This window comes from Candidatus Bodocaedibacter vickermanii, assembly GCF_014896945.1.
GTDB classification, from domain to species: domain Bacteria; phylum Pseudomonadota; class Alphaproteobacteria; order UBA6184; family UBA6184; genus Bodonicaedibacter; species Bodonicaedibacter vickermanii.
In genome coordinates this window covers 355914-369600 of sequence record NZ_CP054719.1, presented here as the reverse complement: position 1 = coordinate 369600, position 13687 = coordinate 355914, and the positions used below count along the sequence as shown (strand labels likewise).

General features: G+C 39.8%; 9 protein-coding genes and 1 tRNA gene. 4 read left to right on the top strand and 6 right to left on the bottom strand.

What is annotated here, in order from left to right:
* Positions 1-54 precede the first annotated feature (54 nt).
* From CPBP_RS01710 to CPBP_RS01685, 6 genes are all read right to left on the bottom strand, one after another.
* Positions 55-318, bottom strand: a complete 264-nt coding sequence (locus tag CPBP_RS01710; RefSeq protein ID WP_350332326.1) for a helix-turn-helix domain-containing protein — start codon at positions 316-318, stop codon at positions 55-57.
* A complete protein-coding gene (gene dusB, locus CPBP_RS01705) occupies positions 315-1319 on the bottom strand; it encodes a tRNA dihydrouridine synthase DusB (protein WP_350332325.1) in 1005 nt (334 codons plus the stop codon). The genes CPBP_RS01710 and dusB overlap by 4 nt, the downstream gene beginning before the upstream one ends.
* Positions 1316-6007, bottom strand: a complete 4692-nt coding sequence (locus CPBP_RS01700) for an NAD-glutamate dehydrogenase domain-containing protein (RefSeq protein WP_350332324.1) — start codon at positions 6005-6007, stop codon at positions 1316-1318. Before CPBP_RS01700 ends, dusB begins: the two co-directional genes overlap by 4 nt.
* A 46-nt stretch (positions 6008-6053) precedes the next feature.
* Positions 6054-6128, bottom strand: a tRNA-Gly gene (locus CPBP_RS01695).
* A 68-nt stretch (positions 6129-6196) separates the two neighbouring features.
* Positions 6197-8284 carry a glycine--tRNA ligase subunit beta gene (gene glyS, locus CPBP_RS01690; protein WP_350332323.1) on the bottom strand — a complete coding sequence of 696 codons (2088 nt, stop codon included), beginning with the start codon at positions 8282-8284 and terminating at the stop codon, positions 6197-6199.
* 5 nt (positions 8285-8289) lie between these two features.
* Positions 8290-9165: a glycine--tRNA ligase subunit alpha gene (locus CPBP_RS01685; protein WP_350332322.1), complete on the bottom strand. Its 876-nt coding sequence runs from the start codon at positions 9163-9165 to the stop codon at positions 8290-8292.
* A 1264-nt stretch (positions 9166-10429) separates the two neighbouring features.
* Between CPBP_RS01685 and CPBP_RS01680 the strand changes: the two genes are divergently transcribed.
* From CPBP_RS01680 to CPBP_RS01665, 4 genes are all read left to right on the top strand, one after another.
* Entirely contained in the window at positions 10430-11170 is a 741-nt protein-coding gene (locus CPBP_RS01680) for a class II aldolase/adducin family protein (protein WP_350332321.1), read from the top strand.
* A gap of 60 nt (positions 11171-11230) precedes the next feature.
* Positions 11231-11476 carry a hypothetical protein gene (locus CPBP_RS01675; RefSeq protein ID WP_350332320.1) on the top strand — a complete coding sequence of 82 codons (246 nt, stop codon included), beginning with the start codon at positions 11231-11233 and terminating at the stop codon, positions 11474-11476.
* A 64-nt stretch (positions 11477-11540) separates the two neighbouring features.
* Positions 11541-12242: a ComF family protein gene (locus CPBP_RS01670; protein WP_350332319.1), complete on the top strand. Its 702-nt coding sequence runs from the start codon at positions 11541-11543 to the stop codon at positions 12240-12242.
* 158 nt (positions 12243-12400) lie between these two features.
* Positions 12401-13660: an MFS transporter gene (locus CPBP_RS01665; protein ID WP_350332318.1), complete on the top strand. Its 1260-nt coding sequence runs from the start codon at positions 12401-12403 to the stop codon at positions 13658-13660.
* The last annotated feature ends 27 nt before the right edge of the window (positions 13661-13687 follow it).

The window sequence follows — 13687 nt, the reverse complement described above, 5'->3', positions numbered from 1 at the left end:
CCAAAGCTCTAGACGTTGAAAATTTCGATTATTTAAAAAATGAAAGACCATTATCTATTTATAAATGGACGGATCAATATTGAAAAGCTTTATTTTTTTACGGATCGTATTTCGATTGATGCCTAATATTTCAGCAGCCTTGATTTGGTTGCCTTGGGTGATTTTTAGCGTTTGAACAATCAACGGATGTTCTACTTGTTCGATGATAACATCATACAAATTTACAGGTAAAGAATGGAGTTGTGACTCAAAGAATGCCTCTAAACGCTGAGATACTAAGGTTGATAAGCTTAATGTTTCTGACGGTTTTGCTGTCATAGTGTGTGTAAATCCTGCTGAGATAATTCAATTTGTTTAGAGAAAAAAGAGTCTAATAATTCCGTTAATTCCGAATACTGCGTAGATTGCATGGCAGATAAGCGAAAGCTTGCAGAATCAGATAATCCCTTGCTGTACCAACCAATGTGTTTTTTTGCCATCATCATACCCGTATGTTCGCCCAGATGTTCCATCATGTGGTTTAAGTGACCCTTAATAATGTCATATTTTTCAGATAGCGTGGGGTCTTTCAGCTTTTGTCCCGTTTTTAGAAAATACTGTACTTGATTTGGAAACCAGGGTCGTCCATAGGTTCCTCTACCAATCATAACACCATCTACCCCTGCAACGTCTAGTAAAGTTTTTGCATCTTCTTCTGTGACAATATCGCCATTACCAATAACGGGCACACGGACTTGAGACTTGACACTTTGAATGAATGCCCAATCGGATTTACCCGTGTACATTTGCATGCGAGTGCGCCCATGAACCGTAATCATTTGAATCCCCAGGTCTTCTGCGATTTTTGCCAACCGTGGTGCATTGCGATTTGTATCATCCCAGCCTGTTCGCATCTTTAATGTTACAGGAATTTTTACAGCTTTAACAGTGGCTTCAATAATTCGTGCGGCATGAATTTCATCTTTCATTAACGCAGATCCAGCAAAGCTTTTTTCAGCGATTTTTTTCACAGGGCATCCCATGTTAATATCGATGATTTGAGCGCCTAAATCTTCATTTAACTTTGCAGCTTCGGCCATCACGCTAGGATCGCATCCTGCAAGCTGAACCGCCATAGGATATTCTTCAGGGCTGCCTTTACACATTTGCATAGATCTGCGTGTTTGGCGGATCATGGATTGGCTTGCAATCATTTCTGATACGACCATGCCCACACCCAATCGTTTGACTAATGTACGAAATGGTAAATCTGTCACACCTGTCATAGGTGCCAAAATTACATTACTTGGAAGTTCAATATCCCTAATTTTTAAGGTCATCCGCGGTTCTCTAAATCTTTAATGATTGAGTTAATCAAGCTTTCTAAATGACGCAGTATAACGGTGACAGCGGCAGGATCGTATGCCGTATTCATCATCGTTTGCTGAATCATATGAGACAGCCATTCTATATTAACCTCGTGTGTTTTTATTATGTTATCTAAGGTGTTTTGCTTGGCTAATATAGAGATACTAATTCTATTAGTCAAGTGACCATGTAAATGTTCTAAAGCCAGTTGCGTTCCCAGTACGAACAGTTGACTCCAAAAGTTTGTGTTGGGTATGGTTTTTAACATTTGATGTAACAGGTCAAAGTTGATTTTAGACTGCAATTGATTGTAAGTTTCCTCAAACAATGCTAAGTGCTCAGAATTAAAATTAGACCCAAGCGTGCTTAATTGTAAAGCAGTCAAACGCTTTTGCAATGTATAAATATGCCCTTTTAAGTGAACATCTTTGTTGGTCGGCAAAATGCATTCATTGGATCCTGAAAGCAATAAGTTTGTTTTTTCAATAGCTTTAAAGACGCTATTGAGTCCTGCAGATTCCGCATGGATATCTGACCTTAATGTTAAGTAGGTTAATAACCACGTACATGCAGTATAAACAGTTTCACTGATGGAATGCATAAAATCGATACGATCATCATAGGTCAAATGAGGTAATGCTGTATCAAAATCAGACCAGACAGAATCAAGGTTAAAGAAATCTTTGATGATCATATACGCATTTAAAATGTCCGAAATCGATTTCCCCGTCTGATGGGAAAGTCGATGAATAAAATGAATTCCTAGACGATCCACAATCTCACTGGCCAGTTTTGTTGCGATAATTTCTCGACGTAATGGGTGAGATTCCATTTCATTTGCATAGATCGTGAGATCAGACGGGAAATACCCCATCAAAAATGATTTAAAATAATCATGATCTAAAATACTGGTTTTTAATAATTCTGTTTTTAAGTAGTTTTTTGTATACGACAATAATACAGATAGCTCAGGTCGTGATAATCCTTGATGCAATTTTTGTCGTTCATTAAATTCTGTAGGCGTGGGTAAAAACTCAATGGCAGCATTAAGCCCTGCGTGAATAGTTAAATATTGAGCAAGAGCCGCATATTCATTTAAGCACGAAGCAGAATAATGTGCAGCATAAGACAACGTCAGGTTTTGTAATACATTTTCTGATGTAACGGCATGCCCAATTGTATCGGTCATCTGTTTTAATAAGGTGTTTCGATCTTCTAATGTAAGATTGCCTGTGTGAACAATTTGATTCAGCAAGATCTTAATATTGACTTCATGATCTGAGCAATCAACCCCTCCAGAGTTATCTATAAAGTCGGTATTGATGCGGCCATTACGAGTGCTGGCATATTCAATGCGTCCTCGTTGAGTACAGCCCAAGTTTGCGCCTTCTGCAATAATTTTGGCTCTAACATCTTGACCATTCACACGAAGGGTATCATTGGCGCGGTCTGACACGGCTTCATCTGTTTCGGTAGATGCTTTGATGTACGTTCCAATACCACCCAACCACATTAAATCAACATCAGCCTTTAAAATAGCTTGCATGATTTCTGATGGGCGAACGGATTCTTTTGTTAATCCCAATAAAGCTTTGGCTTCGGATGTTAACGTTACAGTTTTACTGGATCGTTCAATAATCATACCTCCAGCAGACATATCCTCTGTGTTGTAATCTGCCCACGTAGACCGTGGTAAATTAAACAAACGTTCGCGTTCATTAAAGCTAAGTAATGCATCGGGCGTTGGATCAATAAAGATATGCTGATGGTTAAAGGCAGCCTTTAACTGAATGGTTTTAGATCGCAATAATCCGTTACCAAAGACGTCTCCTGACATGTCGCCAACACCCACAGCCGTGATTGCATGGGTTTCTGGATCGATATTCAACGCTTCTTTAAAGTGTTGCTTTACCGATTCCCAAGCGCCGCGGGATGTTATCGCCATCTTTTTGTGGTCATAACCGGCAGATCCGCCGGATGCAAAAGCATCTTTTAACCAGAAATTATATTCAGCAGAAATCCCATTAGCAATATCCGAAAAACTTGCAGTTCCTTTGTCAGCAGCAACAACCAGGTACGGGTCGTTTTCATCATAACGGATAACATTTTTAGGATGAATAACGTGTCCATTCACCAAATTATCGGTGATGTCTAACAACCCACGCATCATGTTCTTATAACATTCAATGGCGTTGGCTTGGGTTGCAGCAGCTTTTTTAATATAGAATCCACCTTTTGATCCCATGGGCACAATCACAGCGTTTTTTGTGTTTTGAGCTTTGACCAAACCAAGAACTTCTGTGCGGTAGTCTTCACCACGATCCGACCAGCGAATTCCACCACGTGCGATTTTGCCGCAACGCAAATGAATGGCTTCAAATTCTTTTGAATACACAAAGACTTCAACCATTGGGGCAGGTAAAGGGATATCGATGATATTCTTACTGTCAATTTTAAATGAAATAAACGGCTTTAATTCCCCGGATGCATCCATCACAAAGTAATTTGTACGCAAAACATACGTTACCAAGTTGTACAAATGACGGAATAATTTATCTTCATCTTCGCTTTTTAAGGCATTCAATTGATGTTCAAAGTGTGCCGTTAACGATTCGATGCGATCAAAACGCTCACTGTCTTTCACAAAAGGTGAAAACTTTGTTTCGAATACTTGGATAACTGTTGCGGTAAGTGATGAATTTCTAAGCAAAATATCGCGATTATATTTTCCACCAAACGGAAATTGAATTTGCTTTAAATAGCTGATAAAGGCTTTCAGCAAGGTAATCTGACGATACGTTAATGCTTCTGTGACCGCCAGGGAATTCAAATCATCATTTGCAATTTCATCGGTTAAAATCTTTTGGCACAGTTGTTTAAATGGGGCTGAAATGCGATCAAAATCTAAGGGAATTGAAGACTGTACAATTAAATCATGGATCCAATATGTTTTATCCGCAGAAGGAGTAGACACTTGAAACGATGCCTCTGAAATCAGCTTTAGCTTTAAACTATCTAATAGCGTAAACAACTCAAATAACGCAAAGGGCGTTGCATCTTTATAAAACTTTAAATGAAATTGATGCCCATTTTCTGTGGTAACTTGATCATACAATTCCAGGTTGATGTGTGTATCATGTTTGCACAATGATTCGATGATGATAACATCTTTGGCTGCAGCTTCCGGGGTATATTTTGCTTTGTATAACACATCAAAAATAGTTGCATAATTTTTATAAAGTATTTCGCCTTCAACTAAACCACATACATCAAGCAAGGCTGATCGCAAACGGTCAGACCATGAAAGTGTTACGGATGCAATTTTATCAGGTAACGTCGCAATGATGTCTTTTGGATCGACGGATGATTTTAATAAGGCATACATGCACACCAGATCATTATCAATATAGGTGATTTCGTTATGCAAAATAGACGAGGAAAGCTCGGTTTCTAATACTGTGTTAATGACGGATCGTGTTGAATCATTTAGCTTTTCATGGTGCATGTATATCAATACGGACACTTGATTCAAAAGTGGGTCAAAGCGATGATGCACCAATACGATGTATTTAGACTGATGGGTTAAGATACCTTTGCAAATATTCGCAATGTCATCAGCAGATAAATTCATCACTTCTGCCAAAGGCAAATGATTGATTGCAGTTGTAATTTCTTTTTGATCCAGTGATTCATCTTGCAGCTCAATGTGCCCCATGATTTCATGAAGCTTATTTGAAACATAGGGGATTTGATCGAATGAAATAGATTTCGCAGCGTAGGTTAAAATTCCAATGAAAGACACTTCTTTTCCATTGCTTAGCGTAATGCGCACGATGTCCAAGGGTTCATGGCGATCAATTTTGGATGTAAACGAAGGTTTGTGTAACCACAATGATGTAGCTGATCGAGACGCGGTTGTTTTTAATTCATTTAAAAGACCGGCATAAGCATCAGCTTGTTTCAGTATTCCTAAGGGGTTAGCAAGTGTTCCATTGGTGCTTTCAACCACGCCCAAAAAGATAAAGTGATCATTCGACAACCATTCTAAGAATGCCGATTCATCATGTTTTGATGCTGCTAATAAATTTGATTTAACGCCCGAAAGTACGGTAGTCATAGATGCAAAATCATCAATGGCCAATTGAATGTCCAGTGCGATGCTAAGTAAATCTTTTTCTAAGTGTTCTAAAGATGCTAAATCCAGCTGTTGGCGTAATTCAATATGCAACAGCATTTCATTGGATTGCCCATTCATACTCGTTTGTAAATCGGTTAATACACCATTCTCGCGGGTAACATTAAACGTGCCGCGTAACATAAAATTTACGTCATACCCTTGTCTTCGGATTTCGGTGCTAATAGAATCAGTTACGAACGGTAAGTTGTTTAACAACAGTTGAATCACTGTTCCACGTTCCTGACTGGGTTCAAGGGACGAAATGTTTTGGATAGAGACCTTGGGCATTGCATGCGTCCAGGATTGTAAAAACAGCCAGCCTTCATTCAATAAGATTTTGATGTCAGAAGGCTTAAGCCGCTTTAAAGCAGACGTTGATAGGTGTTGCAAGTATCGTTCTGCAAATTGACGGAATCCTTTGTGTTGAAAGGAAATGTTTTTTAATATCTTTTGAAGATAGGATTGTTTTGTAATTGAAGTCAACAGAAGGCTCCTGATTGATATACTAACACTAAAAGGGAGGCCAAACTGGAGCGGGTGAAGGGATTCGAACCCTCGACCCCAACCTTGGCAAGGTTGTGCTCTACCCCTGAGCTACACCCGCTTTTTGAAACGTTGTTCTTTTTGTTAACAACTGAATGCATAATATCCAATTTGGTTTAAAAATCAAGCTTAATTTTTAGTTTCACACACAATTTCTTCAAGTGATGCGAAAGATTTAATCGATTGCAACACTGCAACCAGTAACGCCAATCGATTTTGACGCAATGTGTCATCTTGATCATTAACCATTACGCTGTCAAAGAATCTATCAATAAAAGGTTTCATTTCCGTAAAGGAAATCAAAGCAATTTCATATTTTTCAGTTGCAATTAAACTTTCAATGGATCTTTTTTGCCACTCTTTGTATAGGGCTTGTTCAGCCTCTTCTCGTAATAAAGTGGGGTCAATATCCAGATCGGTGGGTAATAATTTTTGTGCTTTTAAAATATTCCACAAACGGTTGTATCCCGACAATAAATCCACAGATTTCCCCATGGACATAAATTCAGATAATACATCTAACCGATGTTTGATTTGAATAAGAGTACACGTTTGAGCAGACCCAAGAATCGCATCAATCATATCGTAACGATATCCAGTTTCTTTTAAAGAGATTTTTAAACGCTCAGTAAAGAAAGCAACAACATCAGTTACTACGGTATCCATTTCAAAGTTTAGTCCATTGACGTCTTTGTATTCGGTTAAAAGATTTCGAATCAATGCATCCAAAGGAACATTGATGTCTTTCCCATGTTCTGTATGTGCTGCGAATAATAAGCGTAAAATCCCCAAGGCCGCACGGCGTAACGCAAAGGGATCTTTTGATCCTGTTGGTTTTTCATCAATCGCAAAGAATCCAACTAACGTGTCTAGTTTATCGGCTAATGCAACCACGATTCCCATTAAATCGCGGGGTAGGGAATCATTAGGTCCCAAGGGTTTATAATGATCGGCCATAGCCTTTGCAATAGACGCTTTTCCTTGATGCGTTGCGTAATATCCCCCCATAATGCCTTGCAGTTCTGGGAACTCACCGACAACACCGCTGACTAGGTCTGCTTTACACAGATCAGCCGCTTCACGTAATAAGTCCTGAGGTAACCCTACCCATTGGTTTAAAAACCTTGCGGCATGAGCAATGCGTTTGCGTTTATCTTTTAATGTCCCCAAACGTTGATGAAACACAATGGTTTCAAGCTTTTCTGCAAACGTTTCTAACGACGTATTCTTATCTGTTTCCCAATAGAATTGACCGTCAGAAAGTCTGGCACGTAAAACCTTTTCATTACCATGTCGAACATGTTCGCCCTTGGTTTCAGTTGTTAAATTATTGGCGACGATCCCAAAATAAGGGGCAAGCGTTCCATCAGTATTAGAAAACGTAAAATACCGTTGATGGGTTTTCATCACAGAAATCATCAGCTCTTTGGGAAGTCCCATAAATTCAGCATCAATGTTGCCTTCTAAAACCACTGGGTATTCAACCAATCCAGTGACTTCATCCAATAACCCAGGATCTTCATTCCACGAAACCCCAAGTTTTGCAGCAAGATGAGTGACTTGATCTAAGATCGTTTGTTTGCGAGTCGCCCGATCAGCCATGACATAATTTGCCTTTAAAAAGGTTTCATATTCAGCAATTGAATTAATAACGGGGGATGTTTGTTGTCCTAAGAAACGATGTCCAATGGTTGTCTTTACAAAAGGAATACTTAAAATATGACCGCTCATCGCAGTATAATCAACAAGCATCAGGATGCGATGTAAGGGGCGAATCCAACGAAACGGAACCGCACCCCAACGCATGGTCTTTGGCCATGGAAACTGTGTTAAAACGTTCTCGATGAATGTTTTGATGAGGTCAGATAACGGCTGTCCTTTTTTTTCAATATTCGCAATCCAAAACGTACCTTTTGGAGTTTCTGATTGAGTGCATTGATCAGGAGTTAATCCAACCGACTGGAAAAAACCCTCTAAGGCTTGTTTAGGAGCATCTGTTCGTGGACCTTTGCGCTCAATCAATTGATCTGCCTGTTCTTTAGGCAATCCTGTCGCAATCAAGGCTAGTCGTCGTGGCGTTGATAAAATGCGTACTGATTCAGATTTAATATCATGATCGCTGCAAAACGCATCAAACATACGCTTAAAAGTTTCCTCAGCCATGCCTTGCATACGCGCAGGGATTTCTTCCATTTGAAGCTCAATTAAAATATCCATGCTGATTATCCTTGTATCTTACGTCGTTGAGTTGATTCTAAATAAGTTTGGCAGCAGGCCTTTGCCATAGCGCGAACCCGACCAATATAACTGGCACGTTCTAATACGCTGATAACCCCACGAGCATTTAATAAGTTAAATAAGTGACTTGCCTTAATGCACATGTCATAAGCGGGTAGGGCATAGTGATGCTCAATCAATTTAAAGCATTGAGTTTCAACATCCGTAAAATGTCGGAACAACATATCCGTATCGGCTAATTCAAAATTATAATATGAAAATTCTTCTTCATTCTGTTGAAATAAATCACCTAATGTAATTTTCTCAGAACCCTCTTTGCCATTCCAATTGATTTCAAAAATGTTTTCAACATCTTGTAAAATACATGCAATGCGCTCTATTCCATAAGCAATTTCGCCGGACACAAGTTCACATTCAATGCCACCAACTTGTTGAAAGTAAGTAAATTGCGTGATTTCCATACCATCACACCAGACTTCCCACCCCAGGCCAGCAGCCCCCAATGTCGGGCTTTCCCAATCGTCTTCCACAAATCGAATGTCATGTTTTAAGGGATCTAAACCCAACATGCGAAGGCTATCCAAATATAATTCTTGGATATTAGATGGGCTTGGTTTCAGTAAAACTTGAAACTGATGAAACCGCTGTAATCGATTTGGATTTGTTCCATAACGACCATCACTGGGGCGTCTGGATACTTGAACGTGTGCCACGTTTAATGGAACAGGACCTAAAGATTTAAGGGTTGTATCGGGGTGAAAGGTTCCAGCTCCCACTTCCATATCATAAGGGGTGACAATCGCACACCCGTGGTTTCCCCAAAATTCTTGTAGTTTAAAAACAATTTGTTGAAAGTGCATTCGCGTTTCCATTGGTTATTGGTGTGGATTATAAACCACTGAGCTTATTGGTCAAGATGAAAGATAGCAGCGTGACGCTGCACCCTATAGTTAAATCCGATTCGCACAGACACGGATTATAAGCAACTAACACATTGTGCCTCTCGAATCTCTCCCGGCATACCACTGCTGTATCAACTCTCTCATTTATGCCAACCTGAGGCTGCACCCAGTGGGTTCTTGACCGTTTTAAATTGATAACTTAAGCAGGCTCCAGGTTGTTTTTTACAATCCGTGTCTGTGCGAATCGGATCTGACCTAATGGATGCAAACTCAGTTTGCTCTTGACAATCCAAACTTTTTATGTATACTAATAACTAGAATTGCGAAGAGGCTACCCAAAAACCTGGGTAGCCTTTTTTCGTTCTACGTCTTTGAATCTTTCAGCCAAAGGATCCCTAACCAGATCCATGACGAGATTTGGTTGAAACACCCAAGGACAAAACGCTGAACTGAATCCCCAGTACAGGTGCTTAACTACCCGATCAGTAGTCATAGAGCCCTGTAAACAACCCCTAGAGCCGACGGGCTCGTAAAACACCTACTTTGTATAGTATACTAAAGTCCGCCTTTCCCCATTCGTGTAAGAAATGGGGTTCTTTTTGCACGTGCGGGTTACTGGGGATTCACTCGGTTTTAAACATCTGGTCTGACACGGATTTTATATAACTTAACACTGAAAGCTGCATACACAGTGCTTTCAAACAAACACAAGGAACTAAAACACACTCTTCAATAAAACATCTCAAATTCATTTTTCACCCTTACCCCTCCTGCGCCCGAAATGGGTCAAAAATCTCTCTTATTCTCTCACATTGTATTTTATTAAATATCTCCAACCACACCCAATCAAACTAATGAATGCAACGTCACGTTGCTGTGTCAAAAATCTCTCTCATCCTCTCACATTATATTTTATTACACATCTAAAATCATACTCGATCTAATCCAATGGATCCAACCGCAGGTTGGCGGCACGTTGCTTGCGCCGAAGTCAGGTCAAAAATCTCTCTCCTCCTCTCACATTGTATTTTATTAAATATCTCCAACCACACCCAGTCTAACTCAAAGAATCAGAATCCCCAACATCTCCACGGCAATAATCCGTGTCACAACGCATCGGATCTAAACCTAACGAGTCCAGCGTCACGCTGGCGGCACGCTGGTTAAGTTAAGGTTTTTCTCACATTTTTTTATTTATTCCAGTATAGTGAATGAAATAAAAATGGGATACAAAACAACCATGGATGCAAATCAAATTCGATATAACTTAGCCGTTGCGTATCAGGCATTGGCCAAACTTGGCTTGGATGATTTAACGTATACGCATCTGTCTGCAAGAATACCGGGCGATGATGCGTACTATATTTATCCCTTTGGTTTATTGTTTGAAGAGGTTACTCCAGACAATCTTATTAAGGTTTCATTAGATGGGCAGATACTAGAAGGGTTTGAGTTTCAATACAACAAGACGGGGTATGTCATTCATGGCAGCATTTACCGAAACCGTTCTGATATTAATGCAATTTTTCACCTTCATACCCCTGAAATTGTTGCTGTATCAGCAATGCACGGTGGATTACTCCCTATCAGTCAATGGGCGCTTCATTTTTATAATAAGGTCGCGTATCATGAGTATAATTCTTTAGCATTATCGGCAGCAGAGCATGAGGCAAATTTAGTACGCGATTTAGATGATAAATACGTGATGCTATTAAAACATCATGGCTCCATTACTGCAGGCCGTACAATCCACGAGGCTTTTTTTTATACACATCATTTGCACAAAGCCTGTGAAACTCAATGTCTGGCGCTGCAATCAGGCGCAGAGCTTAATCAAATTTCCCATGAAATCTGTGAAAAATCAGTAAGAGATTTATTGTCATTTGAAACAGATTTAGGCTTGCGAGATTGGTTGGCCATTCAGCGGTGGGTTGGTATTAAGCAGCATGTTGAGACGGTTTAATTAGTTTCTAATATTGATAAATTAAGTTAGTCTAAGAAAGTTAATACAATGGAGAAAAAAATGAAACATAATACGTATTATCTACTTACAGTTACTGCCCTAAATGCCTTTGTCTGTGGGGCTGTTTTTGCTTCAGGTGAAGTGGAAGATGATGGACATGGTGACCTGCATCGATCTAATACAAAGACAGTGGTGCTCAAGAATAATGAAGAGGCTCATGTTGACGATGATCATGGCGATGTACATCGTGCCCCAGTAAATAAAGGAAACTCTGCTCAAAATCAAAGGTTACAATCACATTTGTAAGATCTTTACTAAATCGTAATGATTATATGAGACGTTCTGTAATGAATGTCTCATATAAGTTATCATGAAACGGCTATTAAATCTTTTTCTTCCAAATCGATGTGTTATGACAGGGCGCATGGTTCAAGATGCTAGGGGATTGTCCGTAGAGGGCTTTTCAAAGATTCAATTTATTTCAGACCCGTATTGTCATAAATGTGGGGCGCCCCTAAAATTCTCAAAAGAAATTTGCAAAGCATGTCTTCACGATCATTTTTTATTTCAACATGCGCGCAGCATTTTTGTTTATGACTATTACAGTAAGAAATTAATTTTGCAATATAAGCACGGTGATCGATTAAGTTTATCTCCGGTACTGGGTAAGTGGATGGCAGATTATGGTGCCAATGCATTATTGGAAACGGATGTGATGATACCAGTGCCATTGCATCCCAAACGGTTGCGACAACGGATGTATAATCAAGCGGCAGAGTTAACCAAAGCCATTGGGAAAATTACAGGTAAGCCCTATGTGTTGGATGGATTGATTCGTGTAAAACATACCTATTCACAAGGGCATGAAGACCGAGAAAGTCGTTTTGAAAATATGCGAGAAGCCTTTGAAGTGAATCCAACGTTTATAGATAAAATTCAAGGTCAATCCATTATGATTGTGGACGACGTTTTGACGACGGGTGCTACACTAAATGCGTGTGCGGCAACACTATTACCTTTTGAACCAAAAAAAATCTTGGTGTTAACACTTGGGAAAGTTTTACTCAAGTAAGCTTTTATGTTAGAAATAGGGTAAATCACGGATAAAGTGAACTTGCGAATGTTGGAATAACTCCTGTATTTGCTACTTATAATCCGTGTCCGATCACATCGGATTTACCTCAAGGGTACAGCGTCATGCTGTAAAATCGGTTTTAAAAAGGATAAATAATGGTTCGAATAATTTTGTCATGCATGATTGGTAATGCATTAGAATGGTATGCATTCGTTATTTTTGGATTTTTTGCCCCAACAATTAGTCAGTTGTTTTTTCCAGGTTCCAGTGAAACTGTGGGGTTAATTAAAGCCTTTGCACTGTTTGGAATGGCATTTATTGCAAGACCTTTGGGGGCTATCATATTTGGGCACATCGGGGATAAGTTTAGTCGCAAAAATGCATTGCTGCTATCTATTTTCGTGATGGCGATTCCAACGGTATTGATTGGATGTTTGCCCACATATGAAAGCGTTGGTGTGTTAGCTCCGGTACTATTGAGCATCTTATTGGTGGCGCAAGGCTTTGCCATCGGCGGTGAGTTTACAGGATCCATGGTCTTTATGATCGAATCTGCTCAACCTCATCAACGTGGATTGATCGGCAGTTGGGCAACGTTCAGTTGCGTATTTGGAGTCATTCTTGGATCATTGGTTTCATTGATGTGTACAACGGTGTATAGCCCGGAAGAAATTTTGGCGGGCGCATGGCGCATTCCCTTTGTATTAACATTGGCTGGAACACTGGTTGGAACCTATATTCGTAAAAATGTTGCAGAGCCTAAAACATATTTAGACCACAAGGCTGAACGAAAATCCCATGCATTTCCATTAAAAGAACTGTTTACAGAGCACAGCCGCAGCATTGTCAGTGTTGTGTTGATTGATTTTATCACAGCGATTGGGTTCTTTTTATTGGTGATATTTCTTCCAACATACTTGCAAAGTCCAGTATATCTGGGATTAGATGCGGATTATGCCATGAAAATAAATACGTTTAATATGGTTATCTTCGCGTTGACGACATTGGTTGGTGGAGCATTGTCAGATCGATACGGGCGCAAAACAGTGTTCATGTATGTTGCTGGAATACTGTTAATCGGTGGGTATCCCATATTCCAATTATTCCATGTTAATTGGGAATTTGGACCATTGGTGGCACAGTTTATTTTAGCCGTTCATATTGGATTATTCTTTGGTGTGATCCCAGCGGGACTATCAGAAATCTTCCCAAGCCATTTGCGCTTTACGGGATTGTCAGTGTCCCATAACATCAGCATGGCATTATTTGGGGGAAGTGCACCCTTATTGGCAACAGGCTTGATTGAGCTAACTCACGACCTTGCAGCTCCCGGAATCTTATTAATGGTCGCAGCTGTTTTCTGCCTAATGGGCATGCCCTTGTACGAAGATAAGTACAAAGTGAAAACGATCTAGGCAGCGTGACGCTGCACCCATTAACTG

Coding starts and splice junctions, on each gene's coding strand:
- CPBP_RS01710 (WP_350332326.1), bottom strand. CDS start 318: ATGACAGCAAAACCGTCAGAAACATTAAGCTTATCAACCTTAGTATCT.
- dusB (WP_350332325.1), bottom strand. CDS start 1,319: ATGACCTTAAAAATTAGGGATATTGAACTTCCAAGTAATGTAATTTTG.
- glyS (WP_350332323.1), bottom strand. CDS start 8,284: ATGGATATTTTAATTGAGCTTCAAATGGAAGAAATCCCTGCGCGTATG.
- CPBP_RS01685 (WP_350332322.1), bottom strand. CDS start 9,165: ATGCACTTTCAACAAATTGTTTTTAAACTACAAGAATTTTGGGGAAAC.
- CPBP_RS01680 (WP_350332321.1), top strand. CDS start 10,430: ATGGGATACAAAACAACCATGGATGCAAATCAAATTCGATATAACTTA.
- CPBP_RS01675 (WP_350332320.1), top strand. CDS start 11,231: ATGAAACATAATACGTATTATCTACTTACAGTTACTGCCCTAAATGCC.
- CPBP_RS01670 (WP_350332319.1), top strand. CDS start 11,541: ATGAAACGGCTATTAAATCTTTTTCTTCCAAATCGATGTGTTATGACA.
- CPBP_RS01665 (WP_350332318.1), top strand. CDS start 12,401: ATGGTTCGAATAATTTTGTCATGCATGATTGGTAATGCATTAGAATGG.